Genomic DNA, 25,660 nt, shown 5'->3' with positions numbered 1-25,660 from the left:
TGGGACGGACTGCAGGGAACCAAAAAGGGCGGTTAACCTATGGATCAGGCCTTATTCCTGAAACTCTTCGCCGCGCTCTTCGCAATCATGAACCCGATTGCCAATCTGCCGGTGTTCCTGTCGCTGACGGCGGACAAGGGCGCCGCCTTTGAGCGCAAGGTTGCCGTTACGCTGCTGATCGGTCTTGTGGCAGGGTCGGTCGTGATCGGCCTGACCGGCAGCGCGCTTCTGAAGGTCTTCGGCATCAGCCTGGACGCCTTTCGCCTTGCCGGCGGATTCCTGATCCTCCTGATCGCGCTCAATCTGATATCCGGTGAAAAGAGCAAGGCGCATCACGGCACCGAAGAGGAACAGGAACATCATGCGGAGCAGGACAACCCGGCGATCTATCCGCTGACCGTGCCGATCCTGCTGGGGCCGGGGTCGATCTCGACGATGATCATCTATCGTGGCCAGGTGAGCGATTTCTCCGGCGAGATCGCCTATGTGGCGGCCATAGCCGCCGCCATCGGACTTCTGGTCGGCACCTTCTTCGCCGCGCCCTATCTGTCGCGATTTCTCGGTCAGACCGCCACCAGTGTCATGAGCCGCCTGATGGGCATGATCCTGGCGGCGATTGCCATGGAAATGATGGTCGACAGTCTGAAAGCCCTGTTGCCGGGCCTGGCCTGACGGCGACCCGGTCCGGCAGAGCCGCTGTAAAGTCAGGCATGAAGCGTTGCCGCGAGGGATCGCGGCAAATCGGGGACCACGCGACATCGCGCTCTTGCAAGGCTCGGTCCGAGACGCAATAAGGGGCCGACTGTCTCGAACCGCTCAGGAACCTCATGTCTCTTCGCGTCATCTTTATGGGCACCCCGGACTTCTCGGTGCCGACCCTGATGGAAATCGTCGGCCAGGGCCATGACGTTGTGGCCTGCTACTGCCAGCCGCCACGGCCGGCGGGCCGGGGCATGGAGCTGAAGAAATCACCGGTGCACGAAGCGGCCGAATCCTTCGGCATCCCGGTGTTCACGCCCAGGAGCCTGAAGGACAAGGACGAGCAGGCCGCGTTCATGGCCCATGACGCGGATGTGGCTGTCGTGGTCGCCTATGGCCTGCTGCTGCCGAAAGCCATCCTGGATGCACCGCGACTGGGCTGCCTCAACCTGCATGCCTCCCTGTTGCCGCGCTGGCGCGGTGCCGCGCCGATCAACCGGGCCATCATGGCAGGGGACACCGAAACCGCTGTTCAGGTGATGCGCATGGAAGAGGGGCTCGATACCGGGCCTGTCTGTCTGTCCGAAACACTCGCCATCGGCGAGAACATGACCGCCGGTGAATTGCACGACCGTCTTTCCACCCTGTGCGGCGACCTGATCGTGCGGGCGTTGCCGGCGCTTTCCAGGGGCGCGCTCGGCGAGCAGCAGCAGCCGGAAGACGGCGTGACCTACGCGGCCAAGATCTCCAAGCAGGAAACCCGCATCGACTGGTCGAAACCGGCGCGCGAGGTTCACAACCACATTCGCGGCTTGTCGCCCTTCCCGGGCGCCTGGTGCGAGATGACGCTTGGCGGCAAGCCGGAACGGGTCAAGATCCTGCGCAGCGGTCTGGCGGAAGGCGCGGGCGCGCCGGGGACTGTTCTGGCGGCAACCGGCCAGGGCGAGGCCCCCCTGATTGCCTGCGGTTCGGGCGCGGTGCGTCTGGAGCAGGTGCAACGGGCCGGCAAGAAGCCGATGAGCGGCGCCGATTTCCTCCGCGGCACGACACTTTCTGCCGGCACGGTTCTGGACTAAGCTGGGCCACAGGAGACACGAATGACCGATGCCGCCGCTGCCCTCGGGCTGACTGTCCGGGATTTTATATCCGCCGACGAGGCGGTGGTGCGCGATCTTCTGATCGCAGCTTTTCCCTCGGACATGGAAGCGCGCCTCGTGCACACGCTGCGCCATTGCGGCGCTTTGGTGCTGGAGCAGGTCGTGCTCGATACCGACGGGCGGATCGTCGGCCATATCGCCTACAGCCGGGTAACCCCTGCCGGTGTCGGTCCGGGGCAGGCCATGCAGATCGCATGCCTGGCGCCGGTTTCCGTCTGGCCGGACAAGCAGAAATCCGGCATCGGCTCGGTCCTGATCCGCGCGTCGCTGGATCGGCTGAAGCAGCTGGGCGAGGATCTTGTGCTGGTGCTCGGACCCCCGGCCTATTTCCCGCGTTTCGGTTTTGACGCCGGCCTGGCCAGGAAGGTGCAGGGGCCCTATGCAGGCGCGGCCTTCATGGCCCTGGCCCTGACCGAGGCCGGATCGCGAGACCTGCCGATCGAGGTCGCCTTCGCGACGCCCTTTGAAGAATTCGAATAATGCCACGCTACAAGCTGACTGTGGACTATGATGGCCGTCCCTATTGCGGCTGGCAGCGACAGGCGAACGGCCCGTCCGTGCAGGCGGTGATCGAACGGGCGCTCAAGGCGTTTACCGGCGAGGACGTCTCCATCGGCGGTGCGGGCCGCACCGACACCGGTGTCCATGCCACCGGGCAGGTCTGCCATGCGGATCTGTCAAAGGACTGGCCGGCCGAGACGGTGATGCGCGCGGTCAATTTCCATTGTCTGCCGGATCCCGTGGTGGTGCTGCACGCGGAGCAGATGCACACCGGCTTTGACGCCCGCTTTTCCGCGATCAGGCGCTCCTACCGCTATCGCATCCGCAACCGGGTGCCGGCGCTGACCCATGACCGCGGCCTTGCCTGGCACATCAAGACAGAGCTCGATGCAGAGGCGATGCACGCGGCGGCGCAGGAATTCGTCGGCCATCACGATTTCACGACTTTCCGTCACACCCGATGCCAGGCGAAAAGCCCGGAAAAGACGCTGGAACATTTTTCAGTGCGCAGGGAAGGCGAGTACGTGATTGCCGAATGTGCCTCCCGTTCCTTTCTGCACAATCAGGTCCGTTCCATGGTCGGGTCCCTGAGGCTGGTCGGAGAGGGCAAATGGCAGCCGGGCGACATCACCCGGGCTCTGCAGGCGCGTGATCGCCAGGCCTGCGGCCCGGTGGCACCGGCTGACGGGCTTTACCTCACCCGGGTCGACTACCGACCGGTCGAGGTCGATCTGGAAGAGTGGCAGGACAAGAAAGCGCGCAAGGCGGCGATGGCAGCCGGGGATGACGGCGAGGCCTGAGCCTCGGGCCACACGGGAAAACCAGGCCCAGCCGTACCAGTGACCCAGGCGGCAGGGCTTCGCCTTACAGTTCCTGAAGAGCGGATTGCCGGGATATGGATACGCGTCCGCCCGATAGCAGGCGGGGCAACGATCATTCTGCCTTTTCGAGCGCCTTGTTTTCGAACAGGGCGATCAGCCGGCCTTCTTGAATTCTGACCAGATCGAACCCGTTCCGGATGAGCTGGTTACAGACCGTGGGCAACGTGCTTTCCTGATCGAAACCCCGCTCATAGCCGCAATCGACGGTCACGAATTGCGTTCGTCTCAGCGTGTCGACCGCGCCTTCCAGCACTTCCGGTTCCGCGCCTTCCGCTTCTATCTTCAGATACCTGACCGCGCCGACGCCCCTGGAGGCGCAATAGGCGTCGATCGTGGTCGCCGGCACTTCGGTGACGGTCTCGTGGCCGCCAAACTCGATCAGGGAAGAATCGGCACTGTCCGATTTTTCGTAGAACTTCAGGACGCAGGTCTCCTTCCAGAGAGCCGTCTTCTCGCAGCTCGATCCGGGATTGTTGAGGCTGCAGGCCCCGTGTTCTTCCTCTCCGGGCTCGAAGGCAATGTAACGCAGCGCTTTCCCGGCCAGCCCGAGGCCGACGCCGATTTCACCAATATTGGCGCCGCAATCGATGAAGACATCGCCGTCGCGCAGGGCTGACCGGTCAATCATGTAATCGTCGAGCAGTCCGTTGACCCTGGGCGGAACGCCGCTCTTGTAGAACGGCAGCCGGTTCTTGTGGATGATGTGCAGGCGGTTGCCCTGGCGGTCCGTGACCTGGAAGAACCGGCCGCCATCGGACACGGCGACCTTCCAGCTTTTGTTCAGTTTGGTGTAAAGGTCCAGGAGCCGGAGAAACAGGCGTCTGTTTTCAATCCGGAACAGCAGCTTCTGAGCCGTCCTCGAGCGCTTTCCGGATCTTTTTTTCTTCTTCCGCTCGGGTGTGTTTGTCATTTCGGTGCTCTTGAACTCCGGGAATGGCCTCGGGTCGCTCTGCCTGGGATCCGCGCCGCGCGGAAAGCGGGCGTCCGTCCAGGCTGGGACATGCTTGTCGATGTCATTTGGAAAAGAGTCAAGACTGCGCACCGGCCCCTTGAGCGGTCCGGGGCCGGTCTTTGCCTGATCTGGGCCCGAACAGGGTCCGGTCCTGGGCCGGTTCGGGCCCATCCGGCGGCCTTCAGCTTCGGCCCGCGTTTTCCTCCGGAGCCGCCACGCATTTCCGGTAAAGGTGCCATGTCGTGTGCCCCAGCACCGGCAGGGTGACGATCAGGCCGAGAAAGGCCGGGGCCATGGAGACAATCAGGACAGCGGTGACCACGAAGGCCCAGCCGATCATCGGCACCGGCGAGGTCACGACCGCGCGCACGCTGGTGATCATGGCGGTGATGAAGTCGCGGTCCTCTTCCAGCAGCAGCGGAAACGAGATAACCGTCAGGGAGAACAGGAGCAGCGACAGCACGGCGCCGACCACATGGCCGATTGCGAGAAACATCAGCCCTTCCGGCGTGGTGATCAGCTCGGTCAGGAACTCCCCGAAGGACGCAAAAGAGCGGAAGCCGAGAAAGAGAGCCAGCAGCAGGCGCACCTGGTACATCCACATGATCTGGATGAACAGCACGACAAACGCCATCCAGGACAGCTCCCGGCCCTTCTGTGCCCACATGGTGCCGAAGACTTTCGACCAGGACAGCTCCTGGCCGCTCGCCAGCCTGCGGCTCACCTCATAGAGCCCGACTGCGGCGAAGGGGCCGATCAGCACGAAACCGGCGGCGGCCGGATAGGACAGGTAGCTCATGTTCAGCGCCGCCGCGCTCAGGATCACGAACAGGCCGCCGACTGCGAAGAACGCCCCGATGGTGAGGCCATAGACAGGCGCCGCGCGGAAATCGGACAGCCCGGCCGCCAGCGCGTCGATCACGTCGTTGACGGTGATCCTGTTCACCCTGGGCATGGGCTTCAGCCCGTCCCCTGTGAACGCCCCGGATGTACCGTCCGGCGTCGAGGTATCGTCGGGGATCGAAGTCTTTTCGTTCATGCGCCAGCCTCCTCCCAAAAGCTCCACGCCCGCCTGCGACCGGCGGGCCTGCAATACTAGGCACGGAAAGAGCGCCCGCTCAATCGGGAGAAGGACTTACAAATGTCGGTTCAGCCGGCTTGCATTCCATTTCCGGCTTCGTCGGCGCAACAGAAAGCGCGCACCGCGGCGAGAGTGTGGAGGCGGCGGGGACGGGGCACCCGCCGACGCGCGTTATTGCGCTGCCGGCTTGATCTCCGTGGCCGCGGCTGCCGCGGCCGCCGCGGCGACGGTTTCTCTCTGCTTGTCGTCCAGATTGGCATTTTCCGGGATCTGCACGCGGACTTCCTTGCGGGCGAACTGGATGTCGTTCTCCTCGAAAGTCTGCTGCACGCGCTTGTAGATTTCCTTGCGCACGCCGAATTGCTTGCCGGGCTTGGTGGTGAACTTGCCGCGCACAACGATGCCGACATCGTCAACGTCGGCGACCCCCTGACCCTTGAAGGGCGCCAGGATGTCGTCCTTGTATTCTTCCATCTCCATGATGTCCTGGCCGATCTTCTTGAACAGTTTGCGCACCTTTTCGACGTCCGTGTCGAACGGGACGGTGAATTTCAGTTTCATGATCACCCAGTCGCGGGAGAGATTGGTGAGTTTGGGGATCTCGCCATAGGGCACGATGTGAACCGCACCGCGGGTGCCCCGCAATTGCAGCGACCGGATCGAGATCTTCTCGATGGACCCCATGGTTCCGCCGGCGTCGATAAATTCGCCCAGCCGGAAGGCGTCGTCCATCAGGAAGAAGATGCCGGCGACGACATCGCGGACAAGGGTCTGCGCGCCGAAGCCGATCGCAAGGCCGACCACGCCGGCACCTGCCAGAAGCGGCGTGATGTTGATGCCGAGCTGGCTGAGCGCCAGCAAGCCGGTGAGCGTGAGAATGGTGATCTGAAGCACCACGCGGATCAGCGGCAGGATGGTCGCCATGCGCGATTTTCCGGCTCCGCCCATCTCGGCATCGTCGTCCTGTGTTTCCGTCGGAGGCGAGTCCTTGGCCAGCTGATGGGACACCCAGAGATTGGTGATCTCCCAGGCCAGATAGCCGGCGGCCAGGATCAGCAGGAAAATCACGCTTCCGCGCGCGACCGCCGAGCCGCTGTCACTGCCGAAAGCGAGCAGGTTCAGGCCATAGATGCGCCCGACCACCAGGATCAGAAACGCAAGCAAGGCGACGCGCGCAATGCGCACATAACTGTGCCGCGTCTGCTGGTGCGCCGCCTCGGCAACCGGACCTTCGCCCTGCATGGGGGGGATGATATGAGACACGATACCGCGCACCATCGTGTCGAGGAACGGCGCGAACACAACCAGCGCGATCACACCCAGAGAGCGCCCCGCCGTCAGGGCCTCGATTCCCATGCTGGCGGTGACCTGCACCAGAAGCCAGTTGAAGGCGATGAACGCCATGGAGAAATACGGCCAGAACCGGGCCATGCGTTCCAGCCCGCTGGTCGGGTCGGAGTCGTCGCCCAGGATGATGCTTGTCAGGCCGTGACGCGCCTTCCAGATCACCACGATGATCCAGACATTGACGCCGAGGCCGAAAAAGAAACGGAACGGGCCTGCAACGCCGATCTCGCCCGACGCGAGCATGATGTTGCGCAGCACGAAGATCACGCCGACAAGGACAAAAAGGATCGTGAAGTTGCGGTAGAGCGATTTGGCGGTGGCGTCGTCCGCGGTGACCAGCCGCAGCTCCCTTCGGTGCGGGGCAAGGGCAAAGCGCAGAAGTGCGGCCACGAGCCGGGGCAGAAGCACGATCCAGTAAACGACCTGGAAGGCGAAGACGCGGGTTGACGGATCCAGGATGGCCATCCGGCCGACAGCGAAGGCCACGATGGCAAAGACGATCAGGCCGCCGAGGTCCAGGCCCGCACGGGCGGACACCAGTTTGACTGTTTCAAACAGGTTTTCCGGTTGTCGGGCCCGGATCCTGTCGCGCCGGGCGGCAAAGAGACGGTTGACCAGATATTCTGCGGTCAAACCTGCCGCCAGGATCAGGGCGACAGCACCGGCCAGTATATGCACCGGGCCGGCAACACTGCCGGCGAAAAGCGCGCCGACCGCTGTCAGAACCGCGGTAAAGAGTGCCGGCAGGCTCCGGAAATGCTCCGCGACCATGGTGCCGAACCGGTCGATCATCGCAACGGCCTGATCGGCAAGCCCCGGCGTTTCGACCGACGATGCCCCGGCGGCGTTGTTTGCCGTCGCACCTTGCTGCAGGAGTGTCATCAGGTCGGCCAGCGCCCTGACCTGCTCGGGATCAAGGTCGGATACAAGCTTTTCCAACGCCTCCGGGCGCAATTCCGGCGGCAGTTCCGCACCGCTTTCCTGCGCGGTGGCGCTCAGCGGCGGCATCAGGATTCCGGTCAGAAGGCAGGCCAGAGAAAAGGCGGCGACGAAGGCGAGGGCGGACGCCCGGATGGTCGCACAGAAGGTTCCCGAGGCGGTTGATCTTGGCTTCCTGGCACCGGTCATCGGCATGCCCCCTTCTTTATCTCAATCTGCACGGCCTTAGAGTTGACACAGCAAATGCTTGAAATCCACCAAAAAACGCAGCGTAATCAATGCGAAGCAGCTTGATGTATGAGTTCGCTGGAACCGGCGGCGATCCACCAGTTGCATGACAGAGCTTGATCCATGCCGTTTATGCGTCTACCTCCTTGCCAGACCCATCAGCAAGAGCGGGATGAATGAATACCCCTCCACCAAGCGCGAACATTTCCCCGGGACCCCTCTGGGCACTGCTCAGTCCGATCGGCCGCATCGGACGCGAGCCCTACTGGCTCTGTTTCGCGATCATCTGGATCATTTTCTGCATCGCGATGAGGATCTGGTGGCTTTCCGAGCCCGGCACCCCGACGCCTGAGGCCCTGCTGGCGGGAGACTTCATCAACACCAATCCGCTGTTTCCGGTGCTGATCCTGGTGCTGCAATGGTTCCAGCTGGCGCTGGTGATCAAGCGCTTGCAGGATGTCGGTCAGAGCGGCTTTCTGGCCCTGCTGATTTTCGTTCCGGTTGTCAGCCTGATCATGCTGATCGTTCTGGGCCTGGTGCCGAGCCAGGCCGCGCCCAACCGGCACGGTCCGCTTCCCAACAGCTACTGGCGCAAGCGCTGACTGCTGCGTTGCCGCCAACCAACGTCCATACCGAGAGACCGATTTCATGCCTTCCTCCGCCGTTGCCATTGCTCAGGACCTGATCCGTTGTCCCTCGGTCACGCCTGCCGAGGGCGGCGCTCTGGAAACGCTGGAACGGCTGCTCGCTTCCGCGGGTTTCGCCGTCTCCAGGGTCACGTTCCAGGACACGGACACCCCGGACGTGGACAATCTGTTCGCCTCCATCGGCACCGGCGCGCCCCATTTCGTCTTCGCGGGCCACACGGACGTGGTTCCGGCGGGCGCGGCGGGCGACTGGCGTCACAGCCCCTTCGAGGCGGCGATCGAGGATGGCATGCTGTATGGCCGAGGTGCCGTCGACATGAAGGGCGGTATCGCCGCCTTCGCGGCCGCCGCCCTCGATTTCGTCGCTGAACAGGGCAACGGCTTCGGCGGAACACTCTCCTTTCTCATCACCGGCGACGAGGAAGGGCCCGCGGTCAACGGCACGGTCAAGCTGCTTGAATGGGCGAAGGCACAGGGGCATGTCTTCGATGCCTGTATCGTCGGTGAGCCGACCAATCCGGAGACACTCGGCGATGCCATCAAGGTCGGCCGGCGCGGGTCGCTCTCCGGAACGGTCTCCGTCACCGGCACCCAGGGGCATGTTGCCTATCCGCATCTGGCCGATAATCCGATCCCGGGTCTCCTGCGCCTGATGGCGGCGCTCGACGCGCTCGCGCTCGACAACGGCAACGACCGTTTTCAGCCGTCCAATCTGGAACTTGTCTCCGTGGATGTCGGCAACCCGGCCTTCAACGTCATTCCCGCCCGCGCCGAAGCCCGCTTCAACGTCCGCTTCAACGACGCCTGGACGCTCGGGGCCCTCAAGGACAGGATCCGGCAGACGCTGGAACAGGTCGATACTGGAAAACTCGAACTGGGACTTGAGTTCAAGCGCGATGCCAGTGAATCATTCCTGACGCGGGACGAGACGTTGATTGCGGCGCTCAGCGATGCGGTCGCGGCTGTAACCGGCCGCACACCTGAGCTGTCGACCGGAGGCGGCACGTCCGATGCACGGTTTATTAAGAACTACTGTCCGGTAGTGGAGTTCGGTCTGGTGGGGCAGACGATGCACAAGGTCGATGAATGTGTCGCCGTCAGCGATCTGGAGCGGCTGACCGCGGTCTACAAGAGATTTCTGGACAGTTTTTTTCAGGGGTGAACGGCATTTGATCGGTTTGGGCGAAATTCGCGCGGCACTGGACGGGTCCTGGCTGCTTCTGCGCAACCGGCCGGAAGGCATGGCGTTTTTCGACCAGTCGATCGGCGGGTTCTGGCGCTCGTTCCTGGTGATCTTTCTGCTGGTGCCGGCATTTCTGGTCAGCGGTCTGGCCGAGCAACGCTTCTATTTCATCGAGAACCTTTATCATCCGGACAGTTTTCCAGGTGACGCCTTCTGGTTCGCGCAGGCGGTCGGTCTGGGGGGCGACTGGCTTGCGCTCCCGGCTGTCCTGGCTGTCCTGGCGGTTCCGATGGGCATCTCGCACCGCTACGTGCCCTTCATCGTGGTGCACAACTGGACCAGCTTGCTGGCGTCAATTCCCTACCTTGTTACCTATCTGCTGTTCCTGCTCGGCGTGATCAGCCCGGGCTTTGCCGTGCTGTTCTCGCTGACCTGCCTGGTGGCCGTGATCTGGTACCGGTATCAGGTCGCCCGCATCGCCCTTCAGACCGGCATCAGCCTGTCCATCGGCATCGTCGTTCTGGAAGTGCTGATGACCCTGGTGATCTCCCAGATCGTCGGGCTGATGTGGGGAGGTTAGGGCAGCCGGTCACAGGCGGGCGGCCTTGGTGCAGCCGCACGCCCTGCCGCTTCAGTTCGCTCTGCAACAGCGAGATATTCATCGCGTCCAGATCCAGTCCGTGCTTGACCGATAGCGCGGCGGCGACACCCGTGCCCTGTCCGGTCACCGTGCAGCACATCATGTTGCGGGTGGCGGCGGGGCCGTTCAGGACCCGGGCGTATAAAGCTTGCTGCCGACCACCGGAAGGGCCGTGCCGGTGGTTTCAGGATAGGTTGTCGGCAATCCGGCCATCAGCCGCCCGCCCAGAAATGCCATCGCCTGTGCTTCAAGCGCATCGCCGTCGATCCGGAACATGTCCGAGGTGGCAACGTCCCCGGCAAGCAGATCCGCCAGTGCCCCCATCAGAACCGGATTGTGCCGGCCGCCGCCGCAGACGATCCAGAGGCGCGGGACCCGCGGCAGCAGGGTCTCCGACTTCGCGATAGCCTGCGCGGTGAAGGCCAGCAGGGTCGCCGCACCATCCTCAAGGCCGAGGCCTTCGGCAAAAGCTCCGGAGAAACTGTAGCGGTCGAGGGATTTCGGTCCGGGCGCGCCCAGAAACGGGTGGTCCAGTGCCTGCCGCAGCCTGGTCTCATCCACCTGCCCCCTGGCGGAGATCGCGCCGCCCGCGTCGTAGTCCCCCGCGCCGTGATGGCGGATCCAGTCGTCGAGAAGCGCGTTGCCCGGGCCGATGTCGAAAGCCAGCAGGCGGTCACCGTCGACATAGGTCAGGTTGGAGACCCCGCCGATATTCAGAAAGCACAGCGGTTGCCTGTCCTGACCGACCAGGGACCGCGTCAGGGCCTGGTGGTACACGGGCACCAGGGGGGCTCCTTGCCCGCCCGCGGCCATGTCCGCAAGCCGGACGTTGCCGATCACCGGCACCTGCAACGCATTGGCGAGGGCCTGCGGATCGCCGAGCTGCACCGTTTCGCCCGCCGCCGGGTCGTGCCAGACCGTCTGGCCGTGAAACACGACGGCATCGGGGTGAAGGCCGTGCTTGTCCAGGAAACTGCGGAGCGCTGCGGCGTGGTCCTGCGTGACATCCCGGGCAAGATCGGGCCAGGCGTCGCGCCGGGTTCCCTTGCCCGCCGCCGCCTCCAGCACGCGCCGTTTCGTCTCGGGCCGGTAGGCCACCGTCTCGGCCGGGCCGAAACGGGATACGGTTGTGCCGCCGGTTTCAATTTCCGCCAGATCAATTCCATCGGCGGAGGTTCCGCTTATGGTGCCGACGACAGACCAGGTGGTCATAGGCTCTCCGCGACAGCGTCCAGGCCGGCCCGGGCAATGTCGAACATCTCGTTCACCTGCGCCTCGGTGATGATCAGCGGCGGGCAGAAGGCCATGGCATCGAGCATGTTGCGCGAGATCAGGCCCCTGTCCTGGAATTCCGCGTTGGTTCTGACGCCCAGAGCGCCGGGGGTTTCGGCCAGGGCCGCGTGAGACAATTCGGCGGCCCCGATCAGGCCGATGCCGCGGGTCTCGACCACCAGCGGGTTTTCCGCCAGTTCGGCGAGGCGCTTCTGGAACACCGGCGCCACGGCCTTCACATGGCCGACCAGGTCGCGCTCCTCGATGATCTTCAGGTTTTCCAGCGCGACGGCGGCCGCCACCGGATGACCGCTGCCGGTGTAGCCGTGACCGAGCACGCCGATCCTGTGGCTTTCATCGGCGATCGGCTGGTAGACGGCGTCATTGATCAGCAGCGCGGAAATCGGCTGATAGGAGGACGACAGCGCCTTGGACAGTGTCATCATGTCCGGCTTGAGATCATAGGTCTGGGTCCCGAACATGTTGCCTGTGCGGCCAAAGCCGCAGATGACCTCGTCCGCGACGAACAGGATGCGGTATTTCTTCAGGACCGGCTGCACCGCCTGCCAATAACCGTCCGGCGGCACGATGACGCCGCCGGCGCCCATGACCGGCTCGGCGAAGAAGGCGGCGATCGTTTCCGGGCCTTCGGCCAGTATCATGTCCTCAAGATCCTGCGCGCATCTCCCGGCGAAATCCGCTTCGCTTTCCCCGTCCTTCTTCATGGTGCGGTAATGAGGACAGGTGGTGTGCAGGACCTGGGGGATCGGAAGGTCGAAGGACCGGTGATTGTTGACCAGTCCGGTCAGGCTGGCCGAAGCGAGCGTGACCCCGTGATAGCCGCGCACCCTGGAAATGATCTTCTTGCGCTGCGGCTGGCCGAGCGCGTTGGAACGGTACCAGATCAGCTTGATCGCGGTGTCGTTGGCCTCGGAGCCGGAGTTGGTGAAATAGACCTTCGACATCGGCACCGGCGCCATCTCGATCAGCTTTTCGGCAAGTTCGATCGACGGGCCGTGGGTCTTGTAGGTGAAGGTGTGATAATAGGGCAGCTTCTGCATCTGGCGGGTGGCCGCGTCGACAAGACGCTTTTCGCCGAAGCCGACCGCTACGCTCCACAGACCGGCCATGCCTTCGATGTAACGCTTGCCGCCGATGTCCTCGACGTAGATGCCGTCGCCTTTTTCAATGACCAGCGCGCCGGTCTCCTCCTGTCGGCGGGCATCGGCATAGGAGTGAAGCTGACAGGCGGAATCGCGGGCTTCGAGTGAATTTGGCAACTGCGCCATGGGAGGCCTCATGTCGTGAGCAATGATAAGATCCGCAGGACGACCCATCCGCAGGGCGACACGGCGGTGCCGGCGCGGTCAGGACCACGTCAGGGTAGGGACCCTAGTCCCACCCGTGCGAACGGGCAATCGGTGCCGTGGGAAAAACAGGCTTGCGGAACCAGGTGCTGCCGACCCTCGGGATCGCGTCACCATTGCAGCCAGGGGGAGCAACCAGGGGGGAGCAGACGCAAAGGGCTCTTTCCAGGGTCCCTTTCAACTGGGCCCTTTCAACTGGGCAAGCCGCGGGCGAGGGGGCGGAAGGACTGCCGGGCACGTCCCGCCGCGCCCGAAACATTCGGGAAACCTTGCGTTTTTTGAGGGAATACAAGGCTTTCTTGACGAAACCCTGCCGGAGGATGCGCGCTGAAATTGCATAAACGAGAAAAAGTCGGACTATTTTTTGTAATCTGCCTTGTTTTTACCATTGTTTTCGCCTAGATAAAGCTCATCGATATTGTTTGACGAACTTTGTGACTGCGCGGCGTGCCGCGGCCCGAACGATCTTCCCTATCAACGTCGACCTAACCGCATTGTCGCGCAAAATTAGTGGCATGCATACATTCATGACCGATTGAAAGGTAATCGTTATGACCGTTGGAACCGTTAAATTCTTCAACTCCACCAAAGGCTTCGGCTTCATTCAGCCGGACGATGGCGCTGCAGACGTGTTCGTTCACATCTCCGCTGTCGAGCGCGCTGGCATGCCGCCGCTCGTCGAAGGCCAGAAGGTCAGCTTTGACGTTGTCCAGGACCGTCGCTCCGGCAAGTCCGCTGCTGACAACCTGCAGGCCGTTTAAGGCTTCGTCCCCGGTCCCTGACCACGGATGTACTGGCAGGGACGAGACGGATGAGACGAAAGGTCGGGAAATTTCCCGGCCTTTTTTTATGCGCACTTTTTGATGCGCACCTTTGAAAGGATCGGAAGTCATGTCCACGGAGACCACCGACGGCAAGCTCAGCCGGACACGGCGGGAGACAGCGGAATCAAAGGCTGAAACGACCAAGCGGATTTCGCAGGAGATCCTGCAGGCAGAAGTAGACCTGCGCGAAGCCAAGACCAATAAACTGCGCGCGGCGCGCCTGGCCATGCAGGCGGACCAGCCGGCCCCGGAACCGGCCGGCAAGACAAAAAAACGCAAACGGTCCGCTTCCTGAGGCGACCATTGCCTGCGCCCCTCAGAGAAACCGGCGCGGAGCCCGATATCAATTCCAGGGCGCGCCGATTTTTCGGCGGGAACCAGGCATCACCCGCCCAACGGAAACGCGCCGGGCAGATTTTCCCGAAGACGCAGACGCACTGAAGAGACTGTTGTGCCAGGCACCCGTTTCGCTGGACAACCGGAACACCCGAGACCAACCGCTGCCGCCGGAGAATGCCCTCTCGGCCAGGGATACAGACGCGAGCATGTCACTCCGGGTGCGAGGGGGTGCTGGGCCCGGCCGGAAAGTTCACCAGATCCACATCGGGCGCAATGATCGAAATCCGCCAGGACCAATTCGGGATATGGGCACGAGAGCCTGGATCAGTTCGGTGCTTGCCCGAGTTCTTCAGCAGCACCGCACAGGCCCGTGAAAAACTCTTTGGCGCAGGCTCACGGTGATAGCCGATGCTGCATGAACGGATTACCCTGAGCCGATGGATGTCACCGTTTTCCTGTGCCCGGTCAGTCCTGCCGACGACGCGCTGCTGCCGTCGATTTCGGCGCAGCTGATTGCCGAAGAACGTGCCCGGGCAGATCGCTTCGTCGTGCAGGGTGCACGGCGGCTCTACATCGTCGCCCACGCCCTGCTTCATCACGCACTTGGTCGGCACGGGGTGGTGGCTCGCGAGTTCGCTCTGAATGCCTACGGCAAGCCATTTCTGCCCGGCGCGTCCATTCGGTTTAACGTCAGCCATACCGAAGGCCTGGCCGCAGTCGCAATCGCAAGGGAAATCGAGATTGGAGTCGATGTCGAATTGGTACGCGACCTGCGCGACCGCGAAAGTGTGGCGCGTGCCGTCTTTTGCCAGGAGGAGATCGAGGAGATCGGCAAGTGCCGCGAGCCGCTTGAACGGTTCTTTCAACTCTGGACCGCGAAGGAGGCGGTGATGAAAGCAAACGGCCTGGGTTTCTCCATGCCTCCGAAACAAATTGGCTTCACCGGTCACAAGCCGCAGCTTGTCGCCCTGCCGCAAGATTATGGAGCGCCACAAGACTGGTGGCTCGAAAGCACGCGCATCGGGGCGCACTGGTTCGCGCTTGCAGCGAGAAGCAGGTTGAACGGGCTGAGCCGTGTCGACCTTTGCCCCAGCGACCTTGTTCCCGGCTAGTCCCGCACCGCACGGACTTCGATCAGGCATTCCGAACCAGGCTCTTCTGCGCCGCGACGCCGACTTGTCGAAAACAACAGCGCCGTCCGCTCTGCCCCCGCGAACCTGAGAAAGGACCTTGGCAGGATCAATCGCCAATATGGGGCTCTCTGACGTGGATGCCGCCATCGCTTTGGTTCCTGCAAAACCATTTTGGCGCATTCGATATCGTCGGGCGGGGGCAAAAACCGCATCGGTTCGAATTCAACGCGAAGCGGCTCCATGAAGCATTGGCCACGAAGAACCCCGGCAGAGGTCTACCGGCCCTCGCCAAGGCCTTGTCAAGGCCTGCAGGAGTAGACTATCCCTTCCATGCCCGCGATGCCCTGGGGACCGCCCGCGGCCGGATCTGCATGCATCGCAAGAAGATCAGCGTCTCGACCGTGCTGGCCGGCCAGAAGCCCGGGATCAGGGAAATGGAGAGAGCCTGCCCCGGACCTGATCCGGGGGAAACCGGCTGATCAGCTTCCTGAGCTGTGATCCGGGCTACATCGATCTGGCGCAGGGAACACCACAGACAATCGACACCCGGTTTGGCACGAGTTTGTAACTCATGTCTCCGGTATAAACTGTTACCTATGTCTCAAGGCTGGACATTTTGGGAAATGGCGCACCGGAGAGGATTCGAACCCCTGACCCCCAGATTCGTAGTCTGGTGCTCTATCCAGCTGAGCTACCGGTGCGTATTGCGAAGACCTTGCCATCGGGTTTTTCAAAGAACCTCGGGATGGCCGGTCCAGGCGCTGCGGGGCGTTTGTGCGTGCCCCGGACAGGGCGCTTAGTTACTGCGGACAGGCGGGGATTGCAAGCGACTTTTCGAACTTTTTTCAAGGAACTGTCACATTCCCCGGGAAAGCCCGCGCCTCACGCCCGATCGTGTCGAGACGGCGTTGCCGGAAGCCTCCCTCGGCCCGAAAAACCCGTTGAGAAATCCCGTTCAGAAAATCGGTCGGGAAAACCCATCGGGAAGACCGGTCGCGAAAACCGGTCTGGCACATCGTGTCAGGCGCTCCGGTCAGGCGGTCCGGTCGGGCACCTCAAGGCAGAAGCAGGTGTCAGGCTGGCTTTCATCCAGGTGGATGCTGCCGCCATGGGCTTTCACAAGTTCCGCGACGATTGCCAGCCCGAGGCCGACCCCGCCTGTCTTGGAGCCGCTGTGAAAGGCCTTGAAGAGGGCTTTCCTGGTGTTGCCGGGGATGCCCGGCCCCGTGTCCCGGATGCGGACCTGGACACAGGTGCCTGCGCGTGCGGCTTCCAGGGTGATCCGGCGCACCAGCGTCTCGTCCCGCTCCGTCTCAAGCGCCTGCAGGGCGTTGCGCACCAGGTTCAGCAGCGCCCGGAAAATCTGCTCCGGATCGGCATCGATCTCGATGTCTTCCGGGATCCGGTTGTCGAATGTCACGCTGTCATGATCGGCCAGGCCCAGCACGTCGGCGACATCGTCGCCCACCCGGCACAGGGCCAGAAGCCGCCGTTGCGGCGCGCGTTCCTGGGCCTTGCCGTAGGACATCACCGCCTGCGTATAGCCGACGGCCCGGTCGAGCGTCGCCAGGATCTTGGGAGCCAGCCGGCTGACCGTCGGGTCGGGCACGTGTTCCAGGCGTTCCAGGAACAGTTGCGCGGAGGCCAGCAGGTTGCGCAGATCGTGATTGATCTTGGACACCGCCAGGCCGAGGTCGGCAAGCCGCTGCTTCTGATGCAGGGCGCGTGACAGGGCCTCTTCCATCGCCGCCAGACGGATCTCGGCATCGCCGAGTTCGTCGCGCCGGCCGGAGATCCTGACGATGCGCGAGGCGTCTTCCGGGCTCTCGGCAAAGTGTTCCATGGAGCGCGTCAGCCGCCGCAGCGGCCGGATGAACAGCGCTCTCAGGGTGATATAGACGAGGCTGGCGGTGATGATGGAGATCACCAGGGACAGGGCCAGGATCCTTCCCGAGAAGGCGAGCATGTCCTTTTGCAGAAGCCCGACCGGCAGGACGACGTCCACCCGCTCCGTGTGCCCCATCCGCCCGGTTCCGATGACCCGCATCACACCGCCGCCGCGATATGTCAGGATCTCGAAACTGCTCAGGATCGACGACCAGGGTGTGACATCGGCCATGTCGATGACAAGGTCCACTTCGCCCGGCACATCGCTCATGGCGATCAGGCTGCGCTGGGTGCCCTGGTCCAGGGCGATCGCCAGCGCGCCGGTGGTGTTGAGCAATTCTTCCTGCAGGCGCGGAGCGATCGTATTGGTTTCGGCCAGAACGGAAGCGGCGACACCGGCCGTGGTCAGCCTGTCCATCAGCCAGGTATCGCGGAAGTTGGCGATCGAGGGAACGTAGATGCAGACCTCGGCCAGCATCACGAAGACGACGGTCAGAAGGAGCAGCTTGCCGGACAGCCCGCCGAAGCGGTAGCGTCCGAAGCTGCCGTCGGGCTCGGCAGGACTGACCGCAGCGTCATGCGGGACGGTCGATCCCCGTGGCTGGCCCTCATGTTTCATGTCACGTCTTTCCAATAGTCCATGACCCCGGCCAGGTTTCCAGGATTCCGGAAGTCCGGAAACCTGTCAGCCCCGGTGGATGGGGTCATGCGCCGGCATCTGTGCGGACCGGCAAACAATCAACCCAGTTTGCGCAACATTGCAATCACCCAGCGTACCCAAGCATTTTTGGGGGCTTGCGCATAGTAGGCAATTGCTGCAGTGCGCACCAGTTCCCCGAGGGTGGGGTAGGGCGCGATGAACCCGGCCAGGTCTTTCATGGACATGTTCCTGGTCAGGGCCAGCGAAAGAAGGTTCAGGATCTCGCCTGCCTGGGCTCCGGCAACGCCGGCGCCAAGCAGGCGTCCGCGCGGTCCGGCGATCAGTTTCAGCCGGCCTGTGGTCAGGGCCTCGGCCCGGGCCCTGTCATTGCCGGAATACTCCGCGGCCAGCACCCTGACACGGTCGCCGTACTTCTCGCGGGCCTGCGCTTCGGTAAGACCCAGGTGGCCCAGTTCCGGCGCCGTGTAGGTGACCCACGGCACGATGTCGTTGCGCATGGCGATGGGCAGGCGGAACAGGATCGAGCGGATGACCAGACCGGCCTGATGGCCGGCGACATGGGTGAACTGCAGCCCGCCGGCCACGTCTCCGATGGCATAGATCCTGCGGTTGGACGTGCGCAGGCCCTTGTCGACGCTGATTCCCTTGCGGTCGAAATCGACACCGGCCGCCTCCAGGCCAAGTCCGTCCACATTGGGCGCCCGGCCCACGGCGACCAGCAGATGGCTGGCCGTCAGCGTGACCGGTGTTCCGTCCTGCGCTTTCGCCGAGACGGCAATCCCCTGACCGGAGCTGGCAACGCCTTCGACGCTGGTCTGCTCCAGGATTTCGACACCTTCGGCGCGCACGGTGTCCAGGACGATCGCCGCCAGCTCCGGGTCGTCCTTGCCGAGCGCGCGGCTTGCTTCCAGAACGGTGACCTTCGAGCCGAGACGGCGGTGGGCCTGGGCCATTTCAAGGCCGATCGGCCCGCCGCCGACAACGGCCAGATGCTCCGGCAGGCTGCGCAGGTCGAACAGGGATTCGTTGGTGAGGAAGGGCACCTTGTCCAGCCCTTCAATCGGTGGGACCAGGGCGGTCGAGCCCGTGGCAATCACGAATCGGCGGGCCCTGATCTCGGTCTCGCCCGCGCGCACCGTGTCCGGCCCGGTGAAATGGGCCGCGCTGCGCAGAACCGTCACCCCGAGACCTTCGAACCGTTCCTGGGAATCATGCGGCGCGATGGCGTCGATCACCTGCCGGACGTGATCGTTGACGCGGGCGAAGTCGACGGTTGGTTCCATCGGCCCGACCCCGAAACCGGAGGCCTTGCGCCCCGCGGCGGCGGCCTTGGCGGCGGCCAGCAGCGCCTTGGAGGGAACGCAGCCGTAATTCAGGCAGTCGCCGCCCATGAGGTCTTTCTCGATCAGGACCACGTCGACTCCGAACGCGGCGGCGGCGGCGGCGACCGAAAGACCGGCGGACCCGGCTCCGATCACGCAAATATCCGGGGTCAGCAACTTGGCCATGAGGCAATCCTATCAGGTGCGATATTGGGAAAGGTCAGCGCGTGCGCAGCTTTTTCAGGACAAGGGGAATGAGGCTTGCCAGACCGAGCGCGAAGAAGGCCGCCAGAAGCTGCGGCGTGACCAGAGCGGAGACGTTAATCCGGCAATTTCCGGCTGCTGCGCACCCCGGGTTTGCCGCCTCCTGGGCAGCGATCACGCTGTCCAGTCCGGAGCCGATGAAGGTGAAGGCGAAGGTTCCCGGGACGATGCCGACAAAAGTGGCGAGCGCATAGGCCGGCAACGGCATGCGGAATATGGCCGGCGCGATATTGACCAGCCAGAACGGAAAGATCGGTGTCAGCCGCAGGAACAGGAGGTAATGGAAGGCGTCCTTGCGAAAGCCCTCGGCGAGACGGGCGAGAAACGGCCCGGCGCGGTCGGTCAGCAACTCCCCGAAGGACGACCGGGCCACCAGGAACACGGCGCAGGCCCCGATTGTGGCTCCGATGACGGTGGCGATGCCGCCGAGCACCCAGCCGAACAGGAAGCCGCCGGCGATGGTCAGCAGGGACGCGCCGGGGAACGACAAGGACACGGCAACGGCGTAGAGGCCGAGGTAGACGGCAAGCGCCACGCCCAGATGCGCGCCAACGAATCCAGCCAGCTCCTGGCGCTGCATGATCAGGTTCGACAGGGTCAGGGTTTCATGCAGGCCGAAGGCGAAACCGAGGGCCATCAGGAGCACCAGGGCAGCCACGGGCAGCCACCGGCGCAGCCTTGCAGGCAGGGCAGGGGGCGGCGTGCTCCCGGCGCCCGGCTTGGTGTCTTTCGGCAGCGTCATTGTTCGGCCTCGTCTCCCTGCATGTCGGTTCCCGTCATCTCTCTTTTTCGTGCAGGATCTGGCCTGTCTGTTTGTCGTGATAGGCAGATGTACCTTAAACATGGTAAAAAGAACCGCGCTTCACTGATATGTGAGGCGCCCGGCTCTGCGGGTCACCTGTACGTGATCGAAACGAAAACGCAGATTCTTGTCCGGTCAAAGTTGACTTGAGGCGGCTTGGCGCTTATAAGCGCGCTCGATCGGGACACGCATTCGGACCCAGGCTGACGGAGCCGCGCTCTTTGAAGCGCTTCGGGTGCTTCCTCCAAAGAATTTAAAAATGAACAAGGGCCGCGCTAAAAGTCGCGCGGGGAAGAACAATGAAGCGTACGTATCAACCGAGCCGTCTTGTCCGCAAGCGTCGTCACGGCTTCCGCGCACGTATGGCGACCAAAAATGGCCGTCAGATACTTGCTCGCCGCCGTTCCAAGGGTCGCAAGAGCCTCAGCGCCTGACAGGCGATCAGCCCGCAGCGCGCCGGGTTGGCGGCGTCTGCCAACACCGACCCGCCGCTATGGACACTTTGAAAAAGCGCTCCGAATTCCTGGCGGTCGCCAAAGGCGGCCGGCTGGGGCGGCGCGCTTTTGTCGTTCAGGGTCTGAAACGCGACAGCGACGACGTCTCCCGTGTGGGCTACACGGTCACCAAGAAGACCGGAAATTCGGTCGCACGCAGCCGCATCAAGCGGCGGCTGCGGTCGGCTGTTGCCGCGCTTTCGACCGACGATATTCCGCGGCAGGCGGATTTTGTGCTGGTCGCGCGCGACAGCGCACTCACTCTTCCCTTTCAAAAACTTGTTGCAGACCTTAAGTCTGGCCTACACCAGGTGCTGGATCCGCAAACGCCGCGCGGGCGGGGGAAACCACGCCGGCCGACGCGGCAGGCTGAAACGACATCGCGCAGGAAACAGGGGTAATTCCAGTTGATTTCTGAAAACCGCAACACGATTCTCGCAATCGTTCTGTCCCTGATTGTTCTGCTGGGCTGGCAGTATTTTATCGCCGGGCCCCAGATGGATCGCCAGCAGGCCGAGCTCCTTGCCGAGCAGGAAGCCTCGCGGGCCGTGGCCGGCGGCAACGTCAACCCCGACGCGCCCCAGCCGCTCACCAGCGCCCAGGGCGGCGACGCCGCCGCGCCGGCCGCGGGCCAGCAGGCTGCCTTCGCCAGCCGCGACCAGGCGCTCGCGGCCACCGATCGCGTCACCATCGACACGCCCAGCCTCGAAGGCTCGGTCAACCTGAAGGGCGGCCGTTTCGACGATCTCCGCCTGAAGGACTATCACGAGACGGTCGACAAGAGCAGCCCGACCATCGCGCTGTTTTCCCCCTCCGGCAGCCCCAACCCCTATTACACCGACTATGGCTGGGTGGCCGATCCGGGCGCGGACGTTGCCTTGCCGGGGCCGGAGACCGTGTGGTCCGCGCAAGACGGCGCACGGCTGACGCCGGAAACGCCGCTGACCCTTACCTGGGACAACGGCGCGGGTGTCACCTTCACGCGCACTTATTCGGTCGACGACGACTACATGTTCACCGTCGCCCAGTCGGTCGAGAACAATGGCAGCGCAGACGTCACGCTCTATCCTTATGGCCTGATCGCCCGCAAGGGCATTCCCGAAACAAGCGGTATCTGGATCCTGCACGAGGGCCTGCTGGGTGTCTTCGGGGAAGACGGGCTGAGCGAAGTCGATTATTCCGACCTTGAGGAAGAAGGCACGATCCGTCCCGCCAAGGTGGACAATGGCTGGCTGGGGATCACCGACAAATACTGGGCGTCGACCCTCATCCCGGTTCCGGGTGAGGAATTCCAGCCGAGCTTCAGCCATTCGACCGTGACCGGCAACTTCCAGGCGGACTATCTCGGCAATGCCGTGACGGTCGCCGCCGGCCAGACCGGCGAGAGCAGCTCCTACCTGTTCGCGGGGGCCAAGGAAACCAAGCTGCTCGACGGCTATGAGGAAGCACTCGGCATCGAGCGTTTCGAACTTCTGATCGACTGGGGCTGGTTCTACTTCCTGACCAAGCCGATGTTTTTCGCCATCGACTATTTCTTCCATCTCCTCGGCAACTTCGGCGTCGCCATCCTGGTGGTGACCGTCATCGTCAAGATGATCTTCTTCCCGCTGGCCAACAAGTCCTACGTCTCGATGAGCAAGATGAAGCTCGTCCAGCCGCAGATGACGGAAATCCGCGAGAAATACGGCGACGACAAGCAGAAGCAGCAACAGGCGCTGATGGAGCTCTACAAGAAAGAGAAGATCAACCCGCTGGCCGGCTGCCTGCCGATCCTGGTGCAGATCCCTGTGTTCTTCGCGCTCTACAAGGTGCTGTTCGTCACCATCGAAATGCGCCATGCGCCGTTCTTCGGCTGGATCCAGGATCTGTCCGCACCGGATCCCACAACGCTGTTCAACCTGTTCGGCCTGATCCCCTGGGATCCGCCGCAGATGCTGATGCTGGGTGTCTGGCCGCTGATCATGGGCATCACCATGTTCATCCAGATGAAGATGAACCCGGCCCCGCCCGACCCCACCCAGCAGATGATCTTCACCTGGATGCCGGTGGTGTTCACCTTCATGCTGGCCTCTTTCCCGGCCGGTCTGGTGATCTACTGGGCCTGGAACAACACCCTCTCGGTGACCCAGCAATACGTCATCATGCGCCGCCAGGGCGTCAAGGTGGAGCTGTGGGACAATCTGGGCGCGCTGTTCAAGCGCAAGAAAGCGGCGCCTGAAGACAAAAGCTGAGGCTGCCGGGCAACCGGACCACAGGTAACAAGACAAAAGGCCCCGCCAACCCGGTGGGGCCTTTTCGTGACGGGCTTGTTCACACGAGCTGTATGGGCTGGCCTCCGACAATCGGGGGCACGGGGGCGACCGCCGGCGCCGGCCGGTCTGCGCGGAAGCTGATGGCGTAACGATTGCCCAGCAGAAACGTCGAGATGGCCCGCATGATCCGGGCACGTGCCCTGTTGTCCTGAAACCGTAAATTGCGCAAACCGTTCACGTAGTCCGTGAAGGTGGGATCCGGCGCATTTGTTCTCGGCCGGAAGCCAATCTGCTTGTCGCCAAGCTTGACCTCGTAGCCGAACATCGCGAGCCCGAGCAGTTCGCGCGTCAGAACACGCGGGTTGTTGAAACGTGAATCCCAGAACATGCCCAGGTTCCAGCTGAAAAAGCGCTGCCAGACCATATGCCTGTATTCTTCGGTGTTTTTCAGAAAGGCGTCCGGCGGTCTGCCGCCAAATGCGTGGGCGTATCGTGCGCGCATCCGCTCCAGTTCCGGTCTTAGCGTGACCTCGCATTCCCGCCAGATACCCTGCTCATAGCGGTCAAGCGCAATCACGAAATCATGCTGTGCGGTTGCCGAACCGACGATCAGGGCGTCGTTCAGGATCGGGGTCCAGCGGTCTTCGCTGAGTATGCTGCCAACGCCGGTCACCGGGACGACCCGATTGTCGGGGTTTGCGGCGGGTGCGCCCGGCGCGCCATTTACGGCCGCGCCCGGCCTTGGTGCTTCACGATCCACCTGGGCCTCACGGGCTGCAACCACGGTTTCCCGGTCCTGAATACCGTTGACGCCGGTGATGCCGAAGCTGAAGATCAGATCCCGCGCCATGCGGATGCTGGTGCCGCCCAGGACCACGAACTCCAGCTCGTTCCGGGCCGTCGCCTCGTAGAGCCGGAAAGCCGCCCGGATATAGGCGGGCATGACACAATCATTGTCCCAGGAGGCATGGCGCCACCAGCCGACCCATCTGTTGTCCTGCCGGTAGATCGCCGTCAGCCCTTCGACTTCCCGTTTGAAAGCGTTCCATTGCAAATGCGGCATCGTCGTCTCTCCTTCGCGAGGGACAGGACCTCTGTCCGGTGGCTGTAAGGTAGAGACGGGAACGGGAAGAGACCTGTGACGCCGCGCACAGCAAAATTCGGAAATCAGATCTCTCCGTCCCCTTGACCCGGTAACCGCGACCGTGTTTTATCTCGCTCGCTGGCACCCGGCCGGGTGACAGCTCCAGTTTTCAAGGAGTGCATGGATCAATGACCCGCTAAAGCAAGACCTGATCCGCAAGGCGAAGCCGCTCACCGGCAGGTCGACCGCGCAACCAGCGCGTTTTCCTCTTCCCTTGTTTCTTGCTTATCCGGAGGTCCCATGCACGGCCCCTCTCCCGACACGCTCCACCCGTTCAATGGTGAACCGCATACGGTTTTCCTGAAAAACGTCATCACACGTCCGACCATCGAAGTCGGCGACTTCACCTATTACAACGACGAGGCCCACGCCGCCGAGTTCGAGAGCCGCAATGTGCGCTATCATTTCGACTTCATCGGCGACCGGCTGAAGATCGGAAGGTTCTGCGCCCTGGCCCAGGGCACGACCTTCATCATGAGCGGCGCCAACCACGCCATGACCGGGTTCTCCACCTTCCCTTTCAATATCTTCTGCGACGCCTGGAGGGAGACGTTCGACCCGGCAACGATCTTCGGGCATCTCAAGGATGACACGCTGGTAGGCCATGACGTCTGGTTCGGCGCCAATGCCACGGTGATGCCGGGCGTGACCATCTGTTCCGGTGCGATCATAGGCGCGAACGCAGTGGTCGCTTCCGACGTTCCGCCCTTCGCGGTCGTCGTCGGCAATCCGGCCCGGGTGGTGAAGCTGCGTTTCGACGAAGACACCATAGACCGTCTTCTGGAAATCGCCTGGTGGAACTGGCCGGTCGAAAAGATCACCCGGCATCTCGTCGCGATCCGGGGGGCGGATCTCGGCGCTCTGGAAGCTGCGGCAGCCGAGGACAACAGCAGGCTCGACGCCGTCGGGCAAGCAGGGTAGAAGGCGCTCATGAGCGAAGATCAAACCTATTCCGCGGAAGAACTGGAAGCGGGCCGGCTGTTGTTTGCCCGGCCCTGGGACTTCCTGACCAGCGTCACCGACATGGCGAACCTGCCCGAGGTCACCGGCATCGAGATCGCCTTCGCGGGACGCTCGAATGTGGGCAAGTCCAGCCTGATCAACGCGCTGACCGGGCGCAAGGGTCTGGCACGAACGTCCTCGACGCCCGGGCGCACGCAGATGCTGAATTTCTTCGTCGCCCCGGACACGCCGCTGACCATCGTCGACATGCCCGGATACGGCTATGCCCAGGCGCCGAAGGAACTGGTGGACGCCTGGACACAGCTGGTGTTCGCCTACCTGCGCGGACGTCCGAATCTGCGCAGGATCATTCTCCTGATCGACAGCCGGCACGGCATCAAGCAAAACGATCTGGACGCCATGGACCTGCTCGACAAGGCCGCCGTGGTCTATCAGGTGGTGCTGACCAAGGCGGACAAGATCAAGCCGCCGCAGCTTGTCCGGCTGATCGAGGACACCAAGGCCATTCTGGCCAAACGTGTGGCCGCCTATCCGGAGATTCTGGCGACCTCCTCGGAAAAGAACCGTGGCGTGGACGTGTTGCGCGCCGAATTGCTGTCCCTGCTGGGGTCCTGACGCAGACAGGCCTCTGGCAGACCGCTTGCAAGGCGCCGGCAGGCCTCTGGCAGGCCGCTGCCAGAC

24 protein-coding genes and 1 tRNA gene are annotated in these 25,660 nt (G+C 63.1%); 15 read left to right on the top strand and 10 right to left on the bottom strand.

From position 1 onward, the window contains the following. The first annotated feature begins 39 nt into the window (after positions 1-39). The 4 genes from AC0VX3_RS24055 to truA all read left to right on the top strand — a co-directional run bounded on the left by AC0VX3_RS24055 (position 40) and on the right by truA (position 3,157). Positions 40-672, top strand: a complete 633-nt coding sequence (locus tag AC0VX3_RS24055) for a MarC family protein (protein ID WP_342891251.1) — start codon at positions 40-42, stop codon at positions 670-672. A gap of 155 nt (positions 673-827) precedes the next feature. Further along, positions 828-1,775 carry a methionyl-tRNA formyltransferase gene (gene fmt, locus AC0VX3_RS24050; protein ID WP_475522634.1) on the top strand — a complete coding sequence of 316 codons (948 nt, stop codon included), beginning with the start codon at positions 828-830 and terminating at the stop codon, positions 1,773-1,775. A gap of 21 nt (positions 1,776-1,796) precedes the next feature. Next, positions 1,797-2,336, top strand: coding sequence for a GNAT family N-acetyltransferase (locus tag AC0VX3_RS24045; RefSeq protein WP_475522633.1), 540 nt, complete (start codon positions 1,797-1,799; stop codon positions 2,334-2,336). Next, complete coding sequence (gene truA, locus AC0VX3_RS24040) at positions 2,336-3,157, top strand: tRNA pseudouridine(38-40) synthase TruA (protein WP_475522632.1); 822 nt, start codon at positions 2,336-2,338, stop codon at positions 3,155-3,157. Before AC0VX3_RS24045 ends, truA begins: the two co-directional genes overlap by 1 nt. Before the next feature lie 133 nt (positions 3,158-3,290). Here the strand turns inward: truA and AC0VX3_RS24035 are convergent, their stop codons facing one another. From AC0VX3_RS24035 to AC0VX3_RS24025, 3 genes are all read right to left on the bottom strand, one after another. Beyond that, positions 3,291-4,148, bottom strand: a complete 858-nt coding sequence (locus tag AC0VX3_RS24035; protein ID WP_475522631.1) for an FkbM family methyltransferase — start codon at positions 4,146-4,148, stop codon at positions 3,291-3,293. A 223-nt stretch (positions 4,149-4,371) separates the two neighbouring features. Next, on the bottom strand, positions 4,372-5,145 hold the full coding sequence (locus AC0VX3_RS24030) for a DUF2189 domain-containing protein (RefSeq protein WP_475525240.1): 774 nt from the start codon (positions 5,143-5,145) through the stop codon (positions 4,372-4,374). Positions 5,146-5,442: 297 nt separating this feature from the next. After that, positions 5,443-7,752, bottom strand: a complete 2,310-nt coding sequence (locus tag AC0VX3_RS24025; RefSeq protein ID WP_475522630.1) for a mechanosensitive ion channel family protein — start codon at positions 7,750-7,752, stop codon at positions 5,443-5,445. 209 nt (positions 7,753-7,961) lie between these two features. Here AC0VX3_RS24025 and AC0VX3_RS24020 point away from each other — a divergent pair, with 209 nt between their 5' ends. From AC0VX3_RS24020 to AC0VX3_RS24010, 3 genes are read left to right on the top strand one after another with little or no spacing between them, the layout of a single operon-like run. Then, positions 7,962-8,387 carry a DUF805 domain-containing protein gene (locus AC0VX3_RS24020; protein WP_475522629.1) on the top strand — a complete coding sequence of 142 codons (426 nt, stop codon included), beginning with the start codon at positions 7,962-7,964 and terminating at the stop codon, positions 8,385-8,387. Between the two features lie 46 nt (positions 8,388-8,433). Beyond that, positions 8,434-9,594, top strand: a complete 1,161-nt coding sequence (gene dapE, locus AC0VX3_RS24015) for a succinyl-diaminopimelate desuccinylase (protein ID WP_475522628.1) — start codon at positions 8,434-8,436, stop codon at positions 9,592-9,594. Positions 9,595-9,601: 7 nt separating this feature from the next. Then, positions 9,602-10,195: a hypothetical protein gene (locus AC0VX3_RS24010; protein WP_475522627.1), complete on the top strand. Its 594-nt coding sequence runs from the start codon at positions 9,602-9,604 to the stop codon at positions 10,193-10,195. 186 nt (positions 10,196-10,381) lie between these two features. Here the strand turns inward: AC0VX3_RS24010 and AC0VX3_RS24005 are convergent, their stop codons facing one another. Both AC0VX3_RS24005 and AC0VX3_RS24000 read right to left on the bottom strand, forming a co-directional pair. Continuing rightward, positions 10,382-11,467 carry an anhydro-N-acetylmuramic acid kinase gene (locus AC0VX3_RS24005; protein WP_475522626.1) on the bottom strand — a complete coding sequence of 362 codons (1,086 nt, stop codon included), beginning with the start codon at positions 11,465-11,467 and terminating at the stop codon, positions 10,382-10,384. After that, positions 11,464-12,816, bottom strand: a complete 1,353-nt coding sequence (locus tag AC0VX3_RS24000) for an aspartate aminotransferase family protein (RefSeq protein WP_475522625.1) — start codon at positions 12,814-12,816, stop codon at positions 11,464-11,466. The genes AC0VX3_RS24005 and AC0VX3_RS24000 overlap by 4 nt, the downstream gene beginning before the upstream one ends. A 629-nt stretch (positions 12,817-13,445) precedes the next feature. Here AC0VX3_RS24000 and AC0VX3_RS23995 point away from each other — a divergent pair. The 3 genes from AC0VX3_RS23995 (at position 13,446) to AC0VX3_RS23985 (ending at position 15,169) form a co-directional block, all read left to right on the top strand. Continuing rightward, the gene (locus tag AC0VX3_RS23995) at positions 13,446-13,655 is read left to right on the top strand and encodes a cold-shock protein (RefSeq protein ID WP_342891239.1); all 210 of its coding nucleotides are present in this window, start codon (positions 13,446-13,448) and stop codon (positions 13,653-13,655) included. A gap of 130 nt (positions 13,656-13,785) precedes the next feature. Further along, positions 13,786-14,013, top strand: coding sequence for a hypothetical protein (locus AC0VX3_RS23990; protein WP_342891238.1), 228 nt, complete (start codon positions 13,786-13,788; stop codon positions 14,011-14,013). Between the two features lie 481 nt (positions 14,014-14,494). Further along, positions 14,495-15,169, top strand: a complete 675-nt coding sequence (locus tag AC0VX3_RS23985; protein WP_475522624.1) for a 4'-phosphopantetheinyl transferase family protein — start codon at positions 14,495-14,497, stop codon at positions 15,167-15,169. Between the two features lie 645 nt (positions 15,170-15,814). On the opposite strand, the gene AC0VX3_RS23980 is transcribed toward AC0VX3_RS23985, so the two are convergent. The 4 genes from AC0VX3_RS23980 to AC0VX3_RS23965 all read right to left on the bottom strand — a co-directional run bounded on the left by AC0VX3_RS23980 (position 15,815) and on the right by AC0VX3_RS23965 (position 20,066). Continuing rightward, a tRNA-Arg gene (locus AC0VX3_RS23980) sits at positions 15,815-15,891 on the bottom strand. Between the two features lie 332 nt (positions 15,892-16,223). Further along, positions 16,224-17,696, bottom strand: a complete 1,473-nt coding sequence (locus AC0VX3_RS23975) for a sensor histidine kinase (protein ID WP_475522623.1) — start codon at positions 17,694-17,696, stop codon at positions 16,224-16,226. 119 nt (positions 17,697-17,815) lie between these two features. After that, positions 17,816-19,246 (bottom strand): dihydrolipoyl dehydrogenase family protein, encoded by a 1,431-nt coding sequence (locus AC0VX3_RS23970; protein ID WP_475522622.1) that lies wholly within the window; start codon positions 19,244-19,246, stop codon positions 17,816-17,818. 34 nt (positions 19,247-19,280) lie between these two features. Then, the gene (locus tag AC0VX3_RS23965) at positions 19,281-20,066 is read right to left on the bottom strand and encodes a TVP38/TMEM64 family protein (protein WP_475522621.1); all 786 of its coding nucleotides are present in this window, start codon (positions 20,064-20,066) and stop codon (positions 19,281-19,283) included. 359 nt (positions 20,067-20,425) lie between these two features. Here AC0VX3_RS23965 and rpmH point away from each other — a divergent pair, with 359 nt between their 5' ends. The 3 genes from rpmH to yidC are packed head-to-tail and all read left to right on the top strand — an operon-like array spanning position 20,426 to position 22,851. Beyond that, positions 20,426-20,560 (top strand): 50S ribosomal protein L34, encoded by a 135-nt coding sequence (gene rpmH, locus AC0VX3_RS23960; protein ID WP_342891231.1) that lies wholly within the window; start codon positions 20,426-20,428, stop codon positions 20,558-20,560. Between the two features lie 59 nt (positions 20,561-20,619). Beyond that, positions 20,620-21,021 carry a ribonuclease P protein component gene (rnpA, locus tag AC0VX3_RS23955; protein WP_342891230.1) on the top strand — a complete coding sequence of 134 codons (402 nt, stop codon included), beginning with the start codon at positions 20,620-20,622 and terminating at the stop codon, positions 21,019-21,021. Positions 21,022-21,027: 6 nt separating this feature from the next. After that, positions 21,028-22,851: a membrane protein insertase YidC gene (yidC, locus tag AC0VX3_RS23950; RefSeq protein ID WP_475522620.1), complete on the top strand. Its 1,824-nt coding sequence runs from the start codon at positions 21,028-21,030 to the stop codon at positions 22,849-22,851. A gap of 79 nt (positions 22,852-22,930) precedes the next feature. On the opposite strand, the gene AC0VX3_RS23945 is transcribed toward yidC, so the two are convergent. Then, a complete protein-coding gene (locus AC0VX3_RS23945; RefSeq protein WP_475522619.1) occupies positions 22,931-23,935 on the bottom strand; it encodes a hypothetical protein in 1,005 nt (334 codons plus the stop codon). A gap of 321 nt (positions 23,936-24,256) precedes the next feature. Here AC0VX3_RS23945 and AC0VX3_RS23940 point away from each other — a divergent pair, with 321 nt between their 5' ends. After that, on the top strand, positions 24,257-24,937 hold the full coding sequence (locus tag AC0VX3_RS23940; RefSeq protein WP_475522618.1) for a CatB-related O-acetyltransferase: 681 nt from the start codon (positions 24,257-24,259) through the stop codon (positions 24,935-24,937). A gap of 9 nt (positions 24,938-24,946) precedes the next feature. Continuing rightward, positions 24,947-25,594, top strand: a complete 648-nt coding sequence (gene yihA, locus AC0VX3_RS23935; protein ID WP_475522617.1) for a ribosome biogenesis GTP-binding protein YihA/YsxC — start codon at positions 24,947-24,949, stop codon at positions 25,592-25,594. Positions 25,595-25,660 lie beyond the last annotated feature (66 nt).

It is taken from the genome of Roseibium sp. QJM3NY_11 (assembly GCF_056173175.1).
Note: the sequence above shows the minus strand (reverse complement) of the source record. Positions and strands in the feature narration are given on the sequence as shown.

What these genes read in the sequence shown, in the direction of transcription:
- AC0VX3_RS24055 (WP_342891251.1), top strand. Translation starts at nt 40, where the DNA reads ATGGATCAGGCCTTATTCCTGAAACTCTTCGCCGCGCTCTTCGCAATC.
- fmt (WP_475522634.1), top strand. Translation starts at nt 828, where the DNA reads ATGTCTCTTCGCGTCATCTTTATGGGCACCCCGGACTTCTCGGTGCCG.
- AC0VX3_RS24045 (WP_475522633.1), top strand. Translation starts at nt 1,797, where the DNA reads ATGACCGATGCCGCCGCTGCCCTCGGGCTGACTGTCCGGGATTTTATA.
- truA (WP_475522632.1), top strand. Translation starts at nt 2,336, where the DNA reads ATGCCACGCTACAAGCTGACTGTGGACTATGATGGCCGTCCCTATTGC.
- AC0VX3_RS24035 (WP_475522631.1), bottom strand. Translation starts at nt 4,148, where the DNA reads ATGACAAACACACCCGAGCGGAAGAAGAAAAAAAGATCCGGAAAGCGC.
- AC0VX3_RS24030 (WP_475525240.1), bottom strand. Translation starts at nt 5,145, where the DNA reads ATGCCCAGGGTGAACAGGATCACCGTCAACGACGTGATCGACGCGCTG.
- AC0VX3_RS24025 (WP_475522630.1), bottom strand. Translation starts at nt 7,752, where the DNA reads ATGCCGATGACCGGTGCCAGGAAGCCAAGATCAACCGCCTCGGGAACC.
- AC0VX3_RS24020 (WP_475522629.1), top strand. Translation starts at nt 7,962, where the DNA reads ATGAATACCCCTCCACCAAGCGCGAACATTTCCCCGGGACCCCTCTGG.
- dapE (WP_475522628.1), top strand. Translation starts at nt 8,434, where the DNA reads ATGCCTTCCTCCGCCGTTGCCATTGCTCAGGACCTGATCCGTTGTCCC.
- AC0VX3_RS24005 (WP_475522626.1), bottom strand. Translation starts at nt 11,467, where the DNA reads ATGACCACCTGGTCTGTCGTCGGCACCATAAGCGGAACCTCCGCCGAT.
- AC0VX3_RS24000 (WP_475522625.1), bottom strand. Translation starts at nt 12,816, where the DNA reads ATGGCGCAGTTGCCAAATTCACTCGAAGCCCGCGATTCCGCCTGTCAG.
- AC0VX3_RS23995 (WP_342891239.1), top strand. Translation starts at nt 13,446, where the DNA reads ATGACCGTTGGAACCGTTAAATTCTTCAACTCCACCAAAGGCTTCGGC.
- AC0VX3_RS23990 (WP_342891238.1), top strand. Translation starts at nt 13,786, where the DNA reads ATGTCCACGGAGACCACCGACGGCAAGCTCAGCCGGACACGGCGGGAG.
- AC0VX3_RS23985 (WP_475522624.1), top strand. Translation starts at nt 14,495, where the DNA reads ATGGATGTCACCGTTTTCCTGTGCCCGGTCAGTCCTGCCGACGACGCG.
- AC0VX3_RS23975 (WP_475522623.1), bottom strand. Translation starts at nt 17,696, where the DNA reads ATGAAACATGAGGGCCAGCCACGGGGATCGACCGTCCCGCATGACGCT.
- AC0VX3_RS23970 (WP_475522622.1), bottom strand. Translation starts at nt 19,246, where the DNA reads ATGGCCAAGTTGCTGACCCCGGATATTTGCGTGATCGGAGCCGGGTCC.
- AC0VX3_RS23965 (WP_475522621.1), bottom strand. Translation starts at nt 20,066, where the DNA reads ATGACGCTGCCGAAAGACACCAAGCCGGGCGCCGGGAGCACGCCGCCC.
- rpmH (WP_342891231.1), top strand. Translation starts at nt 20,426, where the DNA reads ATGAAGCGTACGTATCAACCGAGCCGTCTTGTCCGCAAGCGTCGTCAC.
- rnpA (WP_342891230.1), top strand. Translation starts at nt 20,620, where the DNA reads ATGGACACTTTGAAAAAGCGCTCCGAATTCCTGGCGGTCGCCAAAGGC.
- AC0VX3_RS23945 (WP_475522619.1), bottom strand. Translation starts at nt 23,935, where the DNA reads ATGCCGCATTTGCAATGGAACGCTTTCAAACGGGAAGTCGAAGGGCTG.
- AC0VX3_RS23940 (WP_475522618.1), top strand. Translation starts at nt 24,257, where the DNA reads ATGCACGGCCCCTCTCCCGACACGCTCCACCCGTTCAATGGTGAACCG.
- yihA (WP_475522617.1), top strand. Translation starts at nt 24,947, where the DNA reads ATGAGCGAAGATCAAACCTATTCCGCGGAAGAACTGGAAGCGGGCCGG.